Source organism: Blastomonas sp. 34TW (genome assembly GCF_059803595.1).
Window position 1 is genome coordinate 76,143 of record NZ_JAPFGW010000005.1, and the last position, 19,455, is coordinate 95,597.

Annotated in this window: 18 protein-coding genes; 7 read left to right on the forward strand and 11 right to left on the reverse strand. The window is 66.2% G+C overall.

Annotated features, from left to right (window positions below; all coding sequences use genetic code 11):
* The first annotated feature begins 3 nt into the window (after positions 1–3).
* Together OPU69_RS08215 and glmS are read left to right on the forward strand one after the other, a co-directional pair.
* Positions 4–369 carry a type II toxin-antitoxin system VapC family toxin gene (locus tag OPU69_RS08215; RefSeq protein WP_060977217.1) on the forward strand — a complete coding sequence of 122 codons (366 nt, stop codon included), beginning with the start codon at positions 4–6 and terminating at the stop codon, positions 367–369.
* Positions 370–383: 14 nt separating this feature from the next.
* The gene (gene glmS, locus OPU69_RS08220) at positions 384–2,207 is read left to right on the forward strand and encodes a glutamine--fructose-6-phosphate transaminase (isomerizing) (RefSeq protein WP_498510300.1); all 1,824 of its coding nucleotides are present in this window, start codon (positions 384–386) and stop codon (positions 2,205–2,207) included.
* Between the two features lie 10 nt (positions 2,208–2,217).
* On the opposite strand, the gene OPU69_RS08225 is transcribed toward glmS, so the two are convergent.
* Positions 2,218–3,126, reverse strand: a complete 909-nt coding sequence (locus tag OPU69_RS08225) for a LysR family transcriptional regulator (RefSeq protein ID WP_498510302.1) — start codon at positions 3,124–3,126, stop codon at positions 2,218–2,220.
* A 150-nt stretch (positions 3,127–3,276) separates the two neighbouring features.
* Here OPU69_RS08225 and OPU69_RS08230 point away from each other — a divergent pair, with 150 nt between their 5' ends.
* The 4 genes from OPU69_RS08230 to OPU69_RS08245 are packed head-to-tail and all read left to right on the forward strand — an operon-like array spanning position 3,277 to position 7,046.
* Positions 3,277–4,200, forward strand: coding sequence for a dihydrodipicolinate synthase family protein (locus tag OPU69_RS08230; RefSeq protein WP_060977297.1), 924 nt, complete (start codon positions 3,277–3,279; stop codon positions 4,198–4,200).
* A 4-nt stretch (positions 4,201–4,204) separates the two neighbouring features.
* Positions 4,205–5,395, forward strand: a complete 1,191-nt coding sequence (locus OPU69_RS08235) for an NAD(P)/FAD-dependent oxidoreductase (protein WP_498510304.1) — start codon at positions 4,205–4,207, stop codon at positions 5,393–5,395.
* Positions 5,392–5,673: a (2Fe-2S)-binding protein gene (locus OPU69_RS08240; RefSeq protein WP_060977213.1), complete on the forward strand. Its 282-nt coding sequence runs from the start codon at positions 5,392–5,394 to the stop codon at positions 5,671–5,673. Before OPU69_RS08235 ends, OPU69_RS08240 begins: the two co-directional genes overlap by 4 nt.
* Complete coding sequence (locus OPU69_RS08245) at positions 5,670–7,046, forward strand: FAD/NAD(P)-dependent oxidoreductase (RefSeq protein WP_498510306.1); 1,377 nt, start codon at positions 5,670–5,672, stop codon at positions 7,044–7,046. Before OPU69_RS08240 ends, OPU69_RS08245 begins: the two co-directional genes overlap by 4 nt.
* Before the next feature lie 25 nt (positions 7,047–7,071).
* Here OPU69_RS08245 and OPU69_RS08250 read toward each other — a convergent pair whose 3' ends face one another.
* From OPU69_RS08250 to OPU69_RS08285, 8 genes are all read right to left on the reverse strand, one after another.
* Entirely contained in the window at positions 7,072–7,476 is a 405-nt protein-coding gene (locus tag OPU69_RS08250) for a RidA family protein (protein WP_060977296.1), read from the reverse strand.
* An 11-nt stretch (positions 7,477–7,487) separates the two neighbouring features.
* On the reverse strand, positions 7,488–7,967 hold the full coding sequence (locus tag OPU69_RS08255) for a VOC family protein (protein ID WP_498510309.1): 480 nt from the start codon (positions 7,965–7,967) through the stop codon (positions 7,488–7,490).
* Positions 7,967–9,457 (reverse strand): sodium:solute symporter family protein, encoded by a 1,491-nt coding sequence (locus OPU69_RS08260; RefSeq protein ID WP_498510311.1) that lies wholly within the window; start codon positions 9,455–9,457, stop codon positions 7,967–7,969. Before OPU69_RS08260 ends, OPU69_RS08255 begins: the two co-directional genes overlap by 1 nt.
* Positions 9,454–9,666, reverse strand: coding sequence for a DUF3311 domain-containing protein (locus OPU69_RS08265; protein ID WP_060977209.1), 213 nt, complete (start codon positions 9,664–9,666; stop codon positions 9,454–9,456). The genes OPU69_RS08260 and OPU69_RS08265 overlap by 4 nt, the downstream gene beginning before the upstream one ends.
* Positions 9,663–11,480: a DUF885 domain-containing protein gene (locus OPU69_RS08270; protein ID WP_498510313.1), complete on the reverse strand. Its 1,818-nt coding sequence runs from the start codon at positions 11,478–11,480 to the stop codon at positions 9,663–9,665. Before OPU69_RS08270 ends, OPU69_RS08265 begins: the two co-directional genes overlap by 4 nt.
* 31 nt (positions 11,481–11,511) lie before the next feature.
* Positions 11,512–13,809, reverse strand: coding sequence for a TonB-dependent receptor (locus OPU69_RS08275; protein WP_066114351.1), 2,298 nt, complete (start codon positions 13,807–13,809; stop codon positions 11,512–11,514).
* A gap of 108 nt (positions 13,810–13,917) precedes the next feature.
* Positions 13,918–14,421 carry a nuclear transport factor 2-like protein gene (locus tag OPU69_RS08280; RefSeq protein ID WP_498510315.1) on the reverse strand — a complete coding sequence of 168 codons (504 nt, stop codon included), beginning with the start codon at positions 14,419–14,421 and terminating at the stop codon, positions 13,918–13,920.
* Positions 14,422–14,435: 14 nt separating this feature from the next.
* Complete coding sequence (locus OPU69_RS08285) at positions 14,436–15,770, reverse strand: amidohydrolase family protein (protein WP_208597806.1); 1,335 nt, start codon at positions 15,768–15,770, stop codon at positions 14,436–14,438.
* 254 nt (positions 15,771–16,024) lie between these two features.
* Here OPU69_RS08285 and OPU69_RS08290 point away from each other — a divergent pair, with 254 nt between their 5' ends.
* Positions 16,025–17,845, forward strand: a complete 1,821-nt coding sequence (locus tag OPU69_RS08290) for a DUF885 domain-containing protein (RefSeq protein ID WP_498510317.1) — start codon at positions 16,025–16,027, stop codon at positions 17,843–17,845.
* Here the strand turns inward: OPU69_RS08290 and OPU69_RS08295 are convergent.
* Positions 17,834–18,478, reverse strand: a complete 645-nt coding sequence (locus tag OPU69_RS08295) for a flavin reductase family protein (RefSeq protein WP_498510319.1) — start codon at positions 18,476–18,478, stop codon at positions 17,834–17,836. The genes OPU69_RS08290 and OPU69_RS08295 overlap by 12 nt on opposite strands.
* Positions 18,479–18,483: 5 nt before the next feature.
* A complete protein-coding gene (locus tag OPU69_RS08300) occupies positions 18,484–19,419 on the reverse strand; it encodes a carbon-nitrogen hydrolase family protein (protein WP_498510321.1) in 936 nt (311 codons plus the stop codon).
* Between the last annotated feature and the right edge of the window lie 36 nt (positions 19,420–19,455).

Consider the following 19,455-nt stretch of genomic DNA (forward strand, 5'->3'; position numbering starts at 1 on the left):
TCCGTGTCCGATCCTTTTTTTGATACGAACATCCTCATCGACTGGTTGAAGGACAGAACGCCAGCCATTTCGGAGCTGTCGCGCTATCGCCATCACCGGATCAGCAGGATCGTCTGGACCGAAGTGCTGGCAGGCGAACCGCTGGAAAAACGCGATACCATTCGTCATCTGTTGTCGCCGTTCGACGTGGTCGAAATCGATCAGCGTATCGCCTCCGCGGCAGCCGATATCCGTTTTCGCACCAGGATGAAGCTGATGGACGCCTATATCCTGGCGACCGCTCAGGTGAACGGGGCGATCCTGATTACACGAAATACCAAGGACTTCCCGGCAGAGATGCCGGGCATCCGCGTTCCCTATCTGCTTTGAAAGGCCCATCGTAAATGTGTGGTATCGTTGGAATTCTCGCCCGTCGTGACGTTGTGGGCGATCTGGTCGATGGCCTGAAGCGCATGGAATATCGCGGTTATGATTCGGCCGGGGTCTGCACGGTGCACGATGGCCAGCTGGTGCGGCGGCGCGCCGAGGGCAAGCTGCGCAACCTGGTCGACGTGCTCGCGCGCGATCCGGCACCCGGCCATGTCGGTATCGCGCACACCCGCTGGGCAACGCATGGCGCGCCGACCACCGCCAATGCGCACCCGCATGCGACCGGCGAGGTGGCGCTGGTGCACAATGGCATCATCGAGAACTTCAAATCGCTGCGCGATGAACTGATCGCACGCGGCCGTACCTTCGAGAGCGAGACCGATACCGAGGTCGTCGCGCATCTGGTGAGCGAGCGGATCGAGGCGGGCGACAGCCCGCAGGATGCGGTCAAGGCGGTGTTGCCGCAACTGCGCGGCGCGTTTGCGCTCGCCATTGCCTTTCGCCAGCATCCCGATCTGCTGATCGGCGCGCGTCTGGGATCGCCGCTCGTGCTCGGCTATGGCGAGGATGAGACCTATCTGGGATCGGACGCGCTGGCGCTCGCACCGCTGACCCAGCGCATCGCCTATCTGGAAGAGGGCGACTGGGTCGTACTGACCCGTGAGGGCGCGCAGGTCTATGATGCCGACAACCAGCCGGTCGAGCGCGAGATCACCCTGTCGGGCGTCACCGGAGCGCTCATCGACAAGGGCAATCACCGCCATTTCATGCAGAAGGAAATCTTCGAGCAGCCGGTGGTCGTGGCGCAGACGCTGCAGAGCTATATCCGCTCGGTCGAGCAGCAGGTGGCGCTGCCGCAGATGGACTTCGCGCTTTCGGATATCGAGCGGGTGACGATCATCGCCTGCGGCACCGCCTCCTATGTCGGGCTGATCGGCAAATACTGGATCGAGCAACTCGCACGCGTTCCGGTCGAGGTCGATGTCGCTTCGGAGTTCCGCTATCGCGACCCCGTGCTGACGCCGAACATGCTGGGCGTGGTCGTCTCGCAATCGGGCGAGACGGCCGACACGCTGGCGGCCTTGCGCCACATGAAGGCGGGTGGCGTGACCACGGCCGGCATCATCAACGTGCCGACCAGCTCGATGGCGCGCGAGGTCGATCTGCTGCTGCCGACGCATGCCGGGCCCGAGATCGGCGTTGCCTCGACCAAGGCGTTCACCTGCCAGCTGGCGGTGATGGCGGCGCTGGCGGTCAACCTTGCGCGCGCCAAGGGCAGGCTCGATGCGGCGGAAGAGGCCGAGATCGTGCGGCACCTGATCGAGGCGCCTGCCGCGATTAACGCCGCGCTGGCGCACGATGCCGAGATCGAGGCGATGGCGCACACCATCGCGCAGGCGCGCGACGTGCTGTATCTGGGCCGCGGCCCCGATTATGCGCTGGCGCTCGAAGGCGCGCTCAAGCTCAAGGAAATCAGCTATATCCATGCCGAAGGCTATGCCGCGGGCGAGATGAAGCACGGACCAATCGCCTTGATCGACGAAGCGGTACCGATCATCGTCATCGCGCCTTCGGGTCCGCTGTTCGAGAAGACCGTGAGCAACATGCAGGAGGTCCGCGCGCGCGGCGGCAAGGTGGTGCTGATCTCTGACGCAGACGGCCTGGCGGAAGCGGGTGAGGGGTGCCTCGCAACGATCGAGATGCCCAGCGTGCACCCGCTGATCGCGCCTTTGGTCTATGCCGTGCCTGTGCAGCTGCTCGCCTATCACGTCGCCGTCGCCAAGGGCACCGATGTCGATCAGCCCAGGAACCTCGCGAAATCCGTTACCGTGGAGTGACGGTGGAGCCCTAGCGGCTGGCGGTGGCCGCCCATCGCGCCATGCCCGATTCGAACGCGGTGAGCAGCCTTCGCGGTGCGCTTTCGAGCTGACGGCCGATCCGCGTGATCAGGCTGACCGTGACCGTGTCGATCGTCTCGTCGAGCGGGATGGCGAGCAGCCGCCCGTCGGAAATCTCTGGCCGCGCGGAAAATTCGGGCAGCACAGTGGTGACGCTGCCCGTTGCCGCCAGATCGCGCATTGCCTGGATCGAGTTGATGACGATCGCCGGCTCCAGGAACAGCCGCTGTCGCGCTTCGGCGGTGCGCAGCAGCTGGCGGATGAGGAAATCCTCCGGCCCCAGACAGATCGGGTGCTGCACCAGATCGGCGAGCGAGACGCGCGCCATGCCTGCCAGCGGATGCGCCGGCGCGACCATGACGCGCAGCGGTTCGTTGACCGAAATGCGTACGCGGATATTGGGTTCGGCCGGGGTGTAGAGCACCAGCCCGAAATGCGCCTCGTCCGCGAGCACGCTGCGCACGATCGCGGTGGACGAGGTCACGTTGCTCAGCACCTGCACCTGCGGGTGCTCGCGGTGGAAGCGGTCAATCAACTGGTTGAAAAAGGGGCCGAGAAAGCCCTCGCCCACGCCCAGGCTGACCATGCCGGTGCGTGCCTCGCGCAATTCTTCCATTCGCATCGAGAGCGATTCGCGGCTGGCCATCAGCGAACGGTAATGCTCGATCGCCAGCTCGCCCGCCTGGGTCAGCTGGATCGTGCGGCGGCCGCGCTCGAACAGCGGCATGCCATATTCGAGCTCCAGCTGCGCAACCTGGCGGCTGATCGACGAGGCGGCCACGCCCAGCCGGTCGCCTGCGGCGCGCATCGACCCGGCCATCACGGTTTCGTAGAGGTAACGCAATGCTATATCGGACATGGATCATTCCCTAGAGCCGATGGGGCATGGAAAGCTTGTCGCTTAGTGTTGCCTGATACGCAATGACAATTGGCCTGCGTTGCTATTGATGAAGCACAAGACATCGGCGCAGGGTGACGAGAACACAATTTCCTGGGGGAGTTGCCGAAGGTGGCAGACAAGCGGTCGAGAGTGAACTGGCGGGGTTATCTGCCCGCCATCGTGACGCCGTTCAGCGATGATGGCGCGCTCGATCCGCAGCGGCTGGGCGCGTATCTGGAATGGCTGCTGGCCGAGGGGATGCACGGCCTGGTGATCGGCGGCACCACCGGCGAATGGACCAGCCTCTCGCCTGCCGAGCGGCGCGACCTGTTCTCGCTGGTCGGCGCGCAGATGAAGGGCCGGTTGCCGATCATTGCAGGCTGCACCAGCTTCACGCCGCAGGACAGCATCGAACTTGCCCGCCATGCCCGCGATTGCGGCTTCGATGGCATATTGCTGACCCCGCCGCCTTATGTCCGCCCGTCGGAAGAGGAGCTGTTCCGGTTCTACAAGACCGTGTCGGACGCCAATGTGCTGCCGATCTGCGTCTATAATTGGCCGCCCGGTACGGGCATCGACATGCCGCCCGAGCTGCTGGCGCGGATTGCCGGGCTGGACGGCGTGGTCGCGCTCAAGCAATCGACCGGCAGGCTCGATCTTTTCGTCAAGACCTTCTTCATGTTGCGCGAAACTGTGCGTATCTTCGGCTTCGCGATGGACGAACACGGACTGACCCTGCTGAACGGCGCCGGTGGCGATGGCACGATGGGCGCGGGCGGCGTGCTCGGCCGCGACCAGCCCGATTTCTACAACCATCTCTGGGCCGGAAACCTCGATGCCGCGCGCGCTTGCGGGGCGAAGGACCGGATGATCCTCGACCAGTGGTACACGCCCGATCTGGTAGGCCGGTTCGGCTCGGGCCCGGCCGTGCTCAAGGCCGCCTTTGCCGCGCTCGGCATGCCGGTGGGCGGGGTGCGTGCGCCGCTGATCGATGTCGACGCGCATGGCCGTGCCCAGGTGGAAGCGACGCTGCGCCAGGCCGGCAAGCTGTGAGCGGATGACCGCTCTCGATGTTCTCATCGTCGGCGGCGGATTGACCGGCTGCGCCACCGCCTGGTATCTGGCGGAGCGTGGGGCCAGCGTCATGCTGGTCGAGGCGGGCGAACTCAATGGCGGGGCCTCGGGCCAGAATGCGGGCTCGCTGCATTTCCAGATCGAACGGCGCTTTCTCGAGAACGGGCCCGCGCTGGCCGAGCAGGCGAGCCGGGTGCTCGCGCTCAACCGGCTCGCCATCCAGGACTGGCGTGCGCTCGATCAGCAGTTCGGCCCGGCGATGGAGATCGTCATGCATGGCGGGCTGATGGTCGCCGAGAGCGATGCCGAGGTGGCGCTGATCGAGCGCAAGGCCGCGCGCGAGGCGGAATTCGGCGTGCCGACCGAGTTGCTCGATAGCGCCGGCGTGGCCGCGATCGCGCCCTATCTGTCACCCGGCATCCGCGCCGCCACCTGGCTCGCCGATGAAGGCCATGCCAACCCGCGCACCATCACCCGGCTGCTCGCCGCGCGCGCGATCGAAAGCGGCGCTGAGGTGCGCTCACACACACGGCTCGCCGATGTCGGCCGGTCGGCAAGCGGCTTTCAGGTCACATTGGCCAGTGGCGAGGGGCGCGAGCAGGTCCGCGCCGACCGCGTGCTGCTCGCCACCGGCGCTGCAACCATGAGGACCGGCGTGCTGTTCAATCTACACCTGCCGGTCTTCCCGGCAGGGCTGACGATGACCGCGACCGAGCGGACCGCACCGATGATCGGCCATCTGGTGCAGCATGTCGGGCGGCGACTGTCGATGAAACAGGCCGAAAGCGGCAACATCCTGATCGGCGGCGGCTGGGCCTCGCGGTTGCAGCGCGCCGACACGGGCTTCGACCTTTCGCGGCCCGCGACGATCAATCCCGAGGCGTTGCGCGCGAACCTCAAGGCAGCGGCCGATACCGTGCCGGGCGTCGCCGCGCTCAACATCATCCGCAGCTGGACGGGCATCGTCGCATTGACTGCGGATCAGCTGCCGCTGGTCGGTGCGGTGAGCCGGGTGCCCGGCCTCTATGTCGCAGCAGGCGGATCGGGCTTCACCCTGGGGCCGACCTTCGCGCGGCTGCTCGCCGCCGAAATGGCGGGCGAGTGTGGCGGCGACGGCGAACTCGCGCTGTTCAGCCCCGACCGGTTCGATCATCTGAACGGGTTCATGGGATGAGCCACCGGATCGCCAGCCACCATCCCGAGCCGATCCTCATCCGCGTCGATGGCGCGGAGGTGACCGCACTGCCCGGCGAGATGCTCGCCTCGGCGCTGCTCGCGGCGGACAAGCCGGTGTTCCGCGCCGATCTGGAGGGCCAGGCGCGCGGCATGTTCTGCAACATGGGAACCTGCGGCGAATGCTTCGTGACGGTGGATGTGCCGGGGCGAACGGCAAGGCGGCTGCGGGCCTGCCTGGTTCCGGTCGAGCCCGGCATGGAGGTGCGGCGCGGATGAGCGAGATGTTCGACCTGGCCATCATCGGCGGTGGTCCTGCCGGACAGGCAGCAGCCGAGATCGCCTGTGCGGCGGGCCTCGGCGTCGTCGTGCTCGACGAGCAGCCCCGGATGGGCGGGCAGATCCTGCGCCAGCCGCCTGCGACGCTAGGCGTGCGCGACTGGCTGCCCGGCGCGACCTATGACGATCTCAAGGCGCAGCTCCACCGCAGCGAGGCGCTGGACGGGCTCGACTGGCGCGGCGGGGTTTCGGTGCTGGGGCTGTTCCGACAGCCGGATCGCTTTGAGCTATTGGCAACGGGCCGCGACGGACGGCTGACGATCCTGGCGCGCCGCGTGCTGGTCGCGGCGGGTTGCTATGACATGCCCACCGCCTTTCCCGGCTGGACGCTCCCCGGCGTGATGAGCGCGGGCGGGGTGCAGGCGTTCCTCAAGAGCCAGCAGGTCGTGCCGGGCAAGCGCTTCGTGCTGGCGGGCACGCATCCGCTGCAACTGCTCGTCGCCGATCAGCTGCGCAAGGCCGGGGCCGATGTCGCCGGCGTGCATTTCGCGCAAGGGCTGGGTGCGATGGCGGGCCAGCTGCTGCGCGATCCGCTGCTGCCGCTCGGCAACTTGCGCCCGTTTCGCGATGCCGCTGCGGCCTTTGCGAACTTGCGGCGCGCGGGCGTGCCTGTGCGCTTCGGGCAGCGGCTGGTCCGCGCGATCGGCAGCGAGCGGCTCGAGGCGGCGGAATTCGCCGATGGCAGCAGAATCGCCTGCGATGTGCTCGCCACCGGTTACGGATTCCTGCCCCAGGCCGATCTGCCGCGTCAGGCGGGCTGCGCGATGCAGCGCTGCGAGCGCACCGGCGGTATCGCGGCCAAGGTTGATCGCTGGCAGCGCAGCAGTGTGCAAGGCCTCAGCGCGGCGGGCGAGACGACCGGGGTGGCCGGGGCAGAGATCGCGCTGCGCGAAGGGCGGCTGGCGGCGATAGGGATTCTTCTGGCCGATGGGTTGCTGAGCGAAAGCGAGGCAGAGATGCGCGCCGCGCCGACCCGTCGCGAACTGGCGAAATTGCAGCGCTTTGCCGATCTGCTCGCCCGCATCGCCGATCCGCGCGCGGCGATCGCGGGGCTCGCCGACGATGCCACGATCCTGTGCCGCTGCGAGGATGTGACGCGCGGTGCGCTGATCCGCGCGATCAGGGCGACTGCAGGGCCCGAGGATGCAAGCGCACTCAAGCTCGTGTCGCGCGCAGGCATGGGCGTGTGCCAGGGCCGGTCGTGCGAGCATGCGGTGCGCGCGCTGCTCGCCGAACATGGGGCGGCGCCGGGCGGCGGCTTTACCGCCCGCTTCCCGGCGCGTCCGGTGGCGATTGCCGATCTGATCGACTGACGTCCGACCAGATCGACAAGGGCGGTCAGCCGATCGCTGCGGTCGCCTCGATCTCGATCAGGAAATCGGGCATGGCGAGCGCCGCGACGCCGATCAGCGTGTTGGGTGCAGGCACGCCCCCATCGTAGAATGCACCGATCTCGGGCAGCACCACGCCCAGCTTGTCGGGGCTGTGATCGACGATATAGGTGCGCAGCCGCACGACATCGGCCGGGGTCGCACCTGCAGCCTCCAGCACGGCCTTGAGATTGGCGAGCGCCTGGCGGGTCTGCGCGGCGAGATCGCCTGGACCCACGACGTTGCAGTCCTTGTCCCAGGCGACCTGGCCGGCGAGGTGGATGGTCCTGCCGCCGTCCTGCACCGTCGCGTGGGAAAAGCCGAAGCCGGTGCTTTCGTAAAGCGAGGGCGGGTTGAGGCGGGTATTGGACATGGCAGGCTCCTTCAATCGACGATTTCGAGGCTGTGGCCAAAGGGGTCGCGGATATAGAGGTTCTTCTTGCCCGCGAGCGGTCCTTCGGAAATCTCGATGATATTCTGCACGGTGCAGCCCCTGGCGGCGAGATAGGCAGCGGCCTTCTCGACATCGTCGACGCGCAGCGCGAGATGATGCCCGCCCGCATCGCAGTTGCGCGGCGGAACCGGGTTGCGATCGCCGGGCGCATCATATTGCACCAGCTGCAGGTTCAGATTGCCGACCAGCTCGAGCATAGCGAGCGTCAGCGTGGCGCCCGCGACCCCGACATGCGCCTCCATCCAGTCGCGGCCATCGGGCATCGCCGGGATTTCGCCCGCCGCGAGCGGCCCCATGCGGAACAGCTCGCGCGCGCCGAACGTGTCGGCATAGAAGGCGATCGCCGCTTCGAGATCGGGCACAGTGAACGAGACATGGTCGGCGGCGAGAAAGGCGGGCGCGTCGGTCATCAGGCGGTTTCTCCTTGCGAGGCGAGGGGCGGGGTGAGGGGCAGGGGGTCGGGCGCACCGGCGCGGCGCGGGGCGACGAGGCTGAGCGCTACAGTGACGATGAAAGCGGCGCCCATCGCGGCCAGGCCCGGTTCCCATTCGACGAAGGTCTCGGCGATCCAGGCCTCGCCGATGGGCGTGACGAGCAGCGCATAGCCTGCCACCAGCCCGCCTGCGACCGCAACCGCGCTGGTGCGCGGCCAGAGGAAGGCGAGGAACACGCCCGGCGCGAGCAGGCCGATCGCGCCATAGGCCGACAGCCCGATCTCGACCAGCGAGCGGTTGCCGCCGAGCGTCAGATAGACCGCGATGGCCGCCGCGCCCACCATCGACAGCCGCGAGGCGAGCAGGCCGGCACGATCGCTCAGAGCCGGATAGAGCGGGCTCACGACATTGCGCGCAAAGATCGATCCGGCAGTGAGCAGCAGCACCGATCCCGGCACGAGCGCGAGCAGGCAGGCGGTTCCCGCGAGCAGCCCGACGAGCCAGGGCGGATAGCGATCGGACACGAACTGCAGCAGCACGGCGTTGATATCGCCATCGGGGGGGATCGTGCCCGCGAGCAGCGCTGCGAGGCCCAGCAGGATGATGAAGAAATAGGACAGCGAATAGATCGGCTGGAAGATCGCGTTGCGGCGGATCGCATCCTCGGTCGCCGCCGAATAGCTCAGCTGGAACATGTGCGGGAAGATCCAGTTGGCGAGCGCGACATTGAGCGCCGAGGTCATCAGCCAGGTGGTCGACAGCCCGCTATCGCGTTTCAGCCCCGGCAGCTTGCCGATGCCGGGAAACGCATCCTGCGCGCGGGCATAGACATCGGCCATCGAGCTGGCGCCGACAATGCCCGCCACGGTGGCGCTGAGCGCGATGACCAGCACCAGCATCAGCACGTCCTTCACGCCCGCAGCAAAGGCAGCGGAGCGCAGCCCTGCCAGGAACACGAAGGCCAGCATCGCCGCAGCCGCAAGCACCGCCGCCATGCCGGGGGAGACATCGGTGCCGAGCGTCATGCGCAGGATGAGGCCGAGCGCGGTGATCTGGATCTGCACATAGACCACCAAAGCGGCGATCCCGACCAGCGCGACGACCACGCCCAGCCAGCGCGCGCGATAGTGATCGGCAAAGAAATCTGCCTGGGTGACGAGCGACCGCGCGCGGCCTGCTGCCCAGATCTTCGGCATCAGCCAGTACCCGATCGCTGCGGACAGCGAGACCGAGCAGAAGGCGAGATGGGCCGGCGCGCCATAGGCCCAGGCAAAGCCCGATATGCCGAGCACCGCGAAGGTGGTGTAGATCTCGCCCGCATTGAGGAACCAGAAGATCAGCGTCCCCATGCGGCGTCCGCCCAGCGCCCAGTCCTCGACCGACCTCGCCTTGCTCTGCGCGCGGCCATAGAGCACCGCTCCGATGATCGTGCCCAGAACGACCAGCAGCGTCACGCCCAGGATCATCGGCGCTGCTCGCGCTTCAGGTCGATCGCGCGGACCAGCGCGATGACGGCGCTCGCAAACAGCACGCCCGCCATCTGCCACACCATCGGAAAGGGCAGGCCGAAGGGCCGCCAGGCAATGTCATTGACCAGCGGCACCGCGCCCACCTGCCACAGAAAAGGGAGCAGCAGCAGTGCGAGATGCCATCTGCGCGGTGGGGCAGAGCTCATGCCATCCATTGGCTAGCCGCCTCTTCGAGCACCGCCATCGGCACCGGGCCCGAGCGCAGCACCAGATCGTGGAAGCCGCGGATGTCGAACTTCGCGCCCAGCCGTGCCCGCGCCGCCTCACGCGCGGCGACGATGCGGTTCGCGCCGACCTTGAAGCTGCACGCCTGGCCGGGATAGACGGCATAGCGCACGACCTCGCGATCGGTGCTCTCGGGGCTTTCGCCTGCATTGTCGACCATCCACTGCACCGCTTCCTCGCGGCTCCAGCGCTTGTGGTGCAGGCCGGTATCGACGACGATGCGCGCGGCGCGGAACAGCTCGGACTGAAGGTAGCCGATGCGCCCGAAAGGGTCGCCCTCGTACACGCCGAGTTCGTCCGCCACTTGCTGCGCATAGAGCGCCCAGCCTTCGGTATAGGCGGAAAAGCGCACGACCTTGCGGAACAGCGGCAGCGCGCTGCCATGGCGCAGCACCGATGCCTGGTAATGGTGCCCGGGAATGCCCTCGTGATGTGTTAGCGTCGGCAGCCGCCACAGCGGATGCTCGCCGGGGTTCTTGAGGTTGAGCGAATAGGTGCCCGGCTGGCCCGCGATGCCCTCGGAATAGAACGCCCCGGGTGCGCCATTCTCGATCGCGACCGGAATGCGCCGGACCACCAGCGGATCGATCTCGACCGCGCTGAACGCGCCCGCCAGCCGCTCGCGCACCCGCGTCAGCGTGGCTTCGGCCGCCTTGATGATCTGAGCGCGTCCCGCATCGTCATCGCTCACGGTGAAGCGCGGATCGGCGTTGAGCGCCTTGATCCGATCGCCCACCGAGCCTTTGGAAAGGCCTTGCGCCTTCAGCCCGGCATCGATCTCGGCGATCAGCGCGGCGCACTGGGCGAGCCCTTCGCGGTGCAGTTCCTCCGGCGCGATCGTTGAGGTGGTGTTGGCGCGCAGCGCGCTGGCATAATAGGCATCGCCATCGGGCAGCCGCCAGCATCCGGCGGTCTCGACCGACTGTGCCCGCAGCGCCTTGAGCGTTTCCGCCTGACGGCCTAGCGCAGGCGCGATCGCCTTGGCGAAGATCGCCTCGCCCCTGGTGCCGATATCGCCGAGGCCCGCCGCCTCGGCGCGCGCGATCGCCTTGGCCATCAGCGATGACGTGCGCGGCGGCGCATCGCGCAAAGCCTCGATCTGGCGCACCGTGCGGTCGATGACGAAACCGGGCGGGATGACGCCGGCCGCGGCATCGATCCGGATCCGGTCGGTCTCCTGATCGAGCGCGACCGCAAGCGCCGCCAGCCGGTCGTGCCAGGCCGCGACATCGGCAGCGCTTTCCAGCGGATGCGTTCCGCCGATGAAATCGGGCAGCCAGTAATAGGCCCCGTTCATCTGGCTGACGATATAGGGGCTAGGCCGCAGATTGGCGTCGACATAGCCATAGCGGCCGAGCGTATCGGCCAGCGTTTCATAGACGAAGCGCGCCACCGCATGGTCGAGCTGGGCAGGCTTCGACAGCGCCAGGACATCGATTTCGTCGAGATCGGCCAGCGCGATCGTGATGGCCGCGCGGTCTGCCTCGCGCGCGGCCTGCGAACGGTCGTCGAGCCGCGCGCGCAGCGACGCATTGGCTCCGGTATCATAGCCCAGACTCGTCGCCTCTTCGGGCGAGCGGTGCAGAAAGGCATGGGTGTGGCGGCGCAGCAGCCGGGCGAATCCCTCATCGGGATTGCCCGGCGGCTTGGCGGCCCAGGCCAGGGTGCCGGGCAGGGCGGTTGCCACCGCGCCTGCCATGCCGGAAAGCAACAGGCTTCGCCTGTCAAACGTCATGCCAGCAACCCCTTAACCCCTTGTACCTGCTTCAGAACTTGTAGCTCAGGATGATGCCATAGCTCTGGAACGAGGGCTCCACCTGAACGCCCGAATAAAAGGCCTTTTCATAAGCGTTGGCAAAATATTTCGCGTCGAAAAGGTTCTCGACGAACACCGTGGCACGCCATTTTTCGCCCTCGATGCCCGCGCGCAGGTTCACATTGTGATAGCTGGGCGAGATGAACGGGAAGCCGCTATAGCGATAGGCGAGCGGGGTGGAGAGCATCGAGCTGCGATAGCTCCATTCGGCGCGGACGAAGGCGTCGAGCCCTTCGCGCAGCGGCTGCGTATATTGGGTCTGCGCACCGAAGGTCCATTTGGGCGCATTGACCAGCGGCCGGCCCGAAATGTCGATGACGATGCCGTCGATCAGAGCGTTGGGATAGCTCTTGAACTTGGTGTTGTTGTAGCCGACCTGGCCGCCGAGCTTCCAGTTGTCGGTGATCTTGGCGTCGAAGCTGCCCTCGATACCATAGCTCTCCGCGCTCGCCGCATTGGCGATGCCGCTGACGCCGCGCAGCAGTCCGGTCGCCGGATCGATGAACTGGAAGCGGATGGTCTGCTGGACGTTCTTCCAGTCCATGTAGAAGCCGGCAATGTCGACCCGCACCCGGTTGTCGAACAGGTCGAACTTGGTGCCGACCTCATAGTTCCACAGCGTTTCGGGGTCGAAATCGTTGGACAGGTTGACGTTGTTCGAGGTCTGTGTGCCGCCCGACTTGAAGCCGCGCGATGCGGTCGCATAGACCATCAGCGAATTGCTGGGCTTGTAGCTCAGCGTCGCCTTGGGCGAGAAGTCCTCGAAGTCCGCAGTGCGGTCGTTGACGCCAGTGATGGTGAGGTTCGACCGGTTTTCGGCGAAGTTGCGGGTCTTTTCCCATGAATAACGGCCGCCGAGCACCAGGGTAAGCTCGGGCGTGAAATGCAGCGTCGCCTCACCGAAGATCGCGAAATAGCGTGTCGTGCTGTCGGAATCGAACCCGGTGACCTCGAGCCCCGAGCAGTTGCCGACGCGTCCGGCGGGGCACAGCGGGCTGTTGCGGCCGTGGAAGGTCGACTGGTCGGTGGTGCCGGTATCGCGGCCGATGAACGCGCCGACGCTCCAGTCGAGGAAGTTCTTGCCGTTCGACTGCAGGCGAAGCTCACCGCTGGTCGATTTGCGCTTGAGGAAGAAGTCCTCGTAGAAAAAGTCGGGGCTGCCGCCGTCGACATCGCCGAAGTTGAACACGTCCGAGGTCAGATGGCCGACCACGCCGGTCAGCGTCGCGACGTCGAAATCCCATACTGCGCGCGAGCTGAAATACTGATAGGTGCTGCCAACATTCTGCGGCCGGTTGAAGTTCACCTTGTTGTCATTTTGAGGGAAGAAGCCGACGCCGTCGGGTGCGCCGGTGATCGTCGTGGTGCGGCCGGTGGCGTTGTAGTTGACGCCGTAATAGACGCTCGCCCAGGTGCCGGTGACCGCGCCGGTCGGCACGCCGTTGCGCATGCCGACTTCCTCGTTCGAATAGCTATAGGCGAAATCCCAGGTCAGCCGATCGGTCGGGGTCAGCCGCGCCTGGACACGCGCGGTGTAGAACTTGCTGTCGTTGCCGCCGCCGATCGGGTTGATGTTGCGGATATAGCCGTCGCTCTTTTCGTATTGCGCGGAAGCGCGCACCGCGAGCAGATCGGGGATCACCGGAATGTTCAGCACGCCCTGCGCGCGGAAGGTGTCGTAGTTGGAATAGGCGGCCTCGAGCTCGCCTTCCCAGTTCTGCACCGGCTTCTTGGTGATGACGTTGATCGCGCCGCCCACCGCATTGCGGCCGAAATAGGTGCCCTGCGGCCCGCGCAGCACCTCGATCCGCTCTAGATCGACGATCTGCGGGTTGCTGGTGCCTGCTGCGACGTTGAACTCGTCGATATAGAAGGCATAGCTCGACTGGCGGACATCGGCATAAGGGTTGAGCTGGTTGGAAATGCCGCGAATCGACAGGTCCTTGCGGTCGCGCGATCCGTTGGTCTGGAAGCTGACATTGGGCGTCAGCGCGAAATAGTCCTCGACGCTCTGGACGTTCTGGTCCTTCAGCGTCTGCGCGGTGACCGCGGTGATCGCGATCGGCACGTCCTGGATCGACTGCGAGCGGCGCTGCGCCGTCACGATGATCTCGTCCTTGGCTTCGGTCTCGGTCGCGTCGGCCTGGGCGGCGTCCTGCGCCAGCGCCGGTGCCGCGATGCTGCAAAGGGCAAGCGCGATCAGGCCGGTTCCCATGCGCAGATGGGCGGTCGTTGTGGCAATCGTCATGGCAATATCCCCTTTTCTGCCGCCAACAGGAGCCGGCGACATGGTTTTTCATTCCCCTGGAATTTGGGCGGGCGCCTTTAGGGTCGCTCCGCCGAAACCGTCATGTGTTCAGCGCGTCCAGCATTGCGGATCCGTCTGGCCCTTGGCCGGATCGAGCTCCGAGCGGACCAGCACGATCGAGGCGATCTTGCCGTCGCGGATCACGCCATGGCCCGCCGCCAGCGAGCAGGCGGTCTTGCCGTCCCGGCGCGACCGAATGACGTGATAGGTGTAGACCCGGTCGCCAACGCGGAACATGTCCTTGAACGGCACCACGATCTCGACATCGCCGCCACCGGCCTGGATCTTCTGGAAATGCTTCGCCCAGCCTTCGACGCCGTTGATCACGGTCTTGCCCTCGAGCACCAGCGTCGCATCCTCGGTGAAATGCTTGCGGAAATTCTCAGGGCTGAACGCGCCGGGGGTCTTGAACGCCTCGTTCCACCAGACGAACATCTGCGACACCGGATCGTCCGAAGCGACGGGCGCGGCGATGGCCGCCGGAGCGAGCACCGGCAGAGCGGGCACGAGCGCCAGTGCGGCCCCGGCGATCAGTCTGGTCATCATGGTCATCTTGGAAATCCCCTTCATTGTGCGATGAGGCCGGTCTTGTCGTCGCGATAGATGCGGCCGTCCTTCATCACGAAATCGATGGTGCGCAGCGCCGAGATGTTCTCGACGGGATTGGCGTTCACCGCGATGATGTCCGCCGCCAGACCCGGCTTGATACGACCGGTCATGTCGTCGATCTTGAGCATCCGCGCGGTCTCGGTGGTGCCCGAGCGCAGCGCCTGGAGCGGCGTCATGCCCGCCTTCACGTAAAGCTCGGCCTCGGCGACGGTCGCTGTGGTGCCGTCATTGGGCTCGAACGGGAACTGGTCGGTGCCCAGCGCGATGTTGACGCCCAGGCGGATCGCCTTTTGCAGCATCGCCCAATGTTCCTTGCCGGTGCTGTCGACGCGGGCGAGATACCAGGCGGGCGATCCGATCTTCTTGTAGAATTCCTTGGCGCCCGGCTGGCTGACGACGATGGTCGGCACCAGCCACACGCCCTTTTTCTTCATCAGCTGCAACGCGGCATCGTCGAGATAATAGCCGTGCTCGAAGCAATCGATATCGAACTTGAGCGCCTGCTGCGCCGCCTCGGCCGAGCCATTGTGCGCGGTCACCGGAATGCCGTTGCGATGCGCCACCTCGATCAGCGTGGACAGTTCCTCGTCGGTCATCGGCGCCGCGCCGATCGCGCCGTGCGTGTCCGAAATGCCGCCCGAGATCGCGATCTTGATCCAGTCCGCGCCATATTTGATCTGCTTGCGCACCGCTGTCGCCAGGCCATAGGGGCCATCGGCTTCCAGCGAGCCATGGCCGCCGGTGGGCACGATGATCTCGCCTGCGGTCAGGATGCGCGGGCCGATCACGTCGCCGCGCTCTATCGCGGCGCGTAGCGCGAAGTCATTGCCATGATCCTCGCCGGTCGAGCGCGTGGTGGTGACCCCGGCAAGCAGCGACTTTCGCGCATTGCCCGCCATGCGCAGCACCTGTTGCGGGTCGGTCTCATTGACCAGCGCCGCACCTGCCGCACCGGGCAGCTTGAGCCCGTAATGCGTGTGCATGTTCATCAGGCCGGGGATCAGCCAGCGGCCCGCCATCGACACCTGCTTGGCATCGGGCGGAATGGTGGTCGAGGCAGCAGGCCCCACCGCGCTGATGCGCCCCCCGGTAACGATCACGACCGCGTTCATCATGACATTGCCGGTGTCGACATCGACGACATTGCCGCCGACCAGCGCGATCACCTCGGTGCTGACCTCCTGGTCGACCATGATCTTGCCTTCGCGCGCCTCTACCACGCCCGCCGTCGCCAGTGGCATCAGCGTCGCCGCCGTTGCCATCGCCGCCATCATCCATCGCCGGTAGCGCATATGCCTGTCCCCGCAGCCCCTTGAATACGTGCAACGTCACGCAAATGACGCATTCGTGCAATGCAGCAAAAACATCCGAATCGTTGCGTCAGGCGCAACATATGAAAGGTAGCCAGCGCCGTGATGAAATTAGATTGTTGTAAACGCGCGATTTCGGCGCCGGATGGCCAGTATGATCAAATGCGCTCTGCCGATCTCAGCGCTTGAATCTGTGCCGGCTGTGGTGAGGATCGGCGCATCAGGGAGACAAGGACATGCCGACCAACGGACTGGAAGTGACGCGCAGAACCACGCTGGCGGGCGGACTCGCGCTGGGGGCGGTGGCGGCCATGCCGTTGCAGGCGCAGGCGAACGATGCCGGGGCCAGGCTGCGCGCGCTGCTCGAACAGGCCGATGCGGCCGACGCTGTGCTCGATCCGCTGTCCGACGAACGGCGCGGCGAGAGCAGCGGCCCGGCCTATGTCGACCCGCTGGGCGATGCCTATGGCGACACGCTGCGCGCCAACAAGCAGGCGCAGAAGCAGGCGCTCGAGCAGATCGATCGCAAGGCGCTCTCGCCGCAGGACGCGATCGCCTATGACGTGTTCGCCTATCGCACCCGCGAGGTGCTGAACCTGTTCGACAGCGGGCTGTTCGTCATCAAGCGGCAACTGGCGCTGGACCCCTCGTTCGGCCCGCATGTCGAGGTCGCCGATTTCGTTTCGGGCGGCGGCGCGCGCTTCGAGTCGCTCGCCGATTACGAGCGCGGCCTGGAGCGACTCGACGGCTTTGCCGATTATCTGCAGACCGCGATCGTGCGGCTGCGCGAGGGGCTGGCTTCGGGCCATGTCCATTCGCAGGTCGTGGTCGCCAATGTGCTGCGCCAGGTCGATGCGATGCTGGCGCTCGCGCCCGACGACACGCCGTTTTTCGCGGCGATCCGGCGGATGCCCGATCCGGTCAAGGCCAGCGATGGCGAGCGGCTGACCGCCGCCTATCGCACGCTGATACGCCAGCGTATCCTGCCCGGCTATCAGCTGTGGCACGATTTCCTTACCAGCGATTACGCGCCGAAGGCGCTCGCGCTGCCGGGGCGCGGGGCGATGCCCGATGGCGCGCGGCTTTATGCGGCGGAGCTGGCGCGGCACACGACGACGAGCCTTGGCGCAGACGAGATCCATGCGCTCGGCCTGTCGGAGGTCGCACGCATCCGCAGCGAGATGGAGCAGGCGCGCAAGGACATCGGCTTCGAGGGCGACCTTGCCGGGCTGTTCGAGCATATCCGCACCGATCCGCAATATTATTACAAGACTCCCGAGGAACTGCTCGCGCGCTTCGCTGCGATCGAGGCGAAGATTTGGCCGGCCATCCCCAAGCTGTTCGCCCGGCGGCCCAAGGCGCCGTTCCGCGTCGCGCCGCTGCCCGCGCTCGGCGACCAGCGCGGCACCGGCTATTACCGGCCCGGCCCTGCCGATGGCGTGTCGCCGGGAACACTCTATTTCAACATGGCGATGCTGGGCACCCGGCCCATCCCGACGCTGGAGACGCTGACGCTGCACGAAGGCATTCCGGGCCATCATTTCCAGCTGACCCTGGCGCGCGAGAACGAGGCGCTGCCGCCGATCCTGCGCTTCGGATCGTCGACCGCCTATTCGGAGGGCTGGGGGCTCTATGCCGAGTCGCTGGGGCGAGATCTCGGCATGTTCACCGATCCGCTGCAGTGGTTCGGGCATCTCGACATGGAGATGCTGCGCGCGGTGCGGCTGGTGGTCGATACCGGGCTGCACGCGAAGAACTGGCAGCGGCAGCAGGCGATCGATTACATGCTCGCCAATACCTCGATGGCGCCCAAGGATGTCGCGGTGGAGATCGACCGCTATATTGCCTCTCCGGGCCAGGCCTGTTCCTACAAGATCGGCGAGATCCGCATCGCGGTGCTGCGCGAACGCGCGCGCAAGGCGCTGGGCAAGGCCTTTGACATCCGTGACTATCACGACCAGGTGCTCGGCACCGGCGCGCTGCCGATGGCGGTGCTGGAGGCGAAGATCGACCGCTGGATCGCGGGCGGGGGAGGGGCTGCCGGCTCAGGCTTCTGAGCCAGGCGCATCCTTGGGCCAGACCGGCCTGTCCAGCTGGAAAAGGTCGGTCAGCCGCACATACCAGCCCGCGCCGTGGACGCGGCCGATCAGCCCCATCGCGAGCGTATCGAGATGGCAGCGGTCGGCATCGAGCACGAACTGGTCGGCGATATGCGCCATCAGCACCTCGCCGATGACGATCACCTGGCCGCCCTCGCCGCCGGGATAGACGGTTTCCAGCACTCGGCATTCCAGGCTGACCGGCGCGCTGGCGATGCGTGGCGGCCCGACCAGCCGCGAGGGCAGCAGCTCGAGCCCTGCCAGTGCGCACTCGTCGACTTCGGGCGGCGCGTCGATGCAGGTGAGGTTCATGGCCTCGGCATCGGCTTCGCCCACCAGGTTGATGACGAATTCGCCGGTGGTGGTGATATTGACCGCGCTGTCCTTCAGGCCGCCTTCGGGCCGCAGCATCAGGCCCAGCACCACGGTCGGCGGATCGGAGCCCATCATGTTGAAGAAGCTGTACGGCGCCGCGTTGTGGATTCCGTCGGCCGAGCGGCTGGTGACCCAGGCGATCGGGCGCGGCGTTATGGACGAGGCGAGCAGCTTGTAGCGCTTGGGAACCTCGAGCGCGCGGAGATCGAATTCCATGCGGCTCAATCCTCGACGGTGCGGATGACGCAGGATTTGGGGCGCTCGTCGACGGTCAGGCTGAAAATGTCGGGCCGGGCATAATGGCCGGTCACGTCGAAATCATATTTGCCGCGCACCACTTCTTCGGTGTCGATCTCGGCATAGAGGATCGTCTCGCCTGCATAATCAGGCCCGGCGAGCACGTCACCCAGCGGACCGATGATGCAGCTTCCGCCGCGCATCAGCACGGTGGATGGATCGTCGCCCAGCGCGCAGTCATAGTCCTGCGGATAGGCGGCGCGGGTGATGTGCTGGCAGGCCGAAAGCACGAAGGTGCGCCCTTCGAGCGCGATATGCCGCATCGAGGCGAGCCAGCCGTCGCGATCGTCGGCCGTGGGCGCGCACCAGATCGAGATGCCCTTGGCGTACATCGCCATGCGCATCGCGGGCATGTAATTCTCCCAGCAGATCACCGCGCCGATGTTGCCCAGCGGCGTGTCGAGCACCGGCATGGTCGATCCGTCGCCAAAGCCCCAGATCAGCCGCTCGGCTCCCGTGGGCATAAGCTTGCGATGCTTGGCGACCAGCCCGGCCGCGCCGTCGAAGAACAAGGCGGTGCAATAGAGCGTACCTCCGTCGCGCTCGATCACGCCGATCACCACGAAAAGCCCGGTTTCTGCCGTGGCTTCTGCAATCGCGGCGACCTCGGGCCCATCCAGCGCGATCGCGCCTTCGTGATAGCGCTGGAAGTCGCGGCGACCCTCGGGCTTGCGCATGCCAACCGGCGTGCCGAACGACGCGCCCTTGGGATAGGTGCCGATAAAGGCCTCTGGAAACACCGCCAGCCGCGCACCGGCAGCCGCCGCTTCGTGGATCAGCGCTGCCGCCTTTTCCGCTGACGCCATCGGGTCGAAGGGATGCGCCGCCGCCTGAACCACCGCTGCCTTGTATCTCGCCATCGTCGCGCCTCTCCCAAAATTCTCGCCGCCAGAATA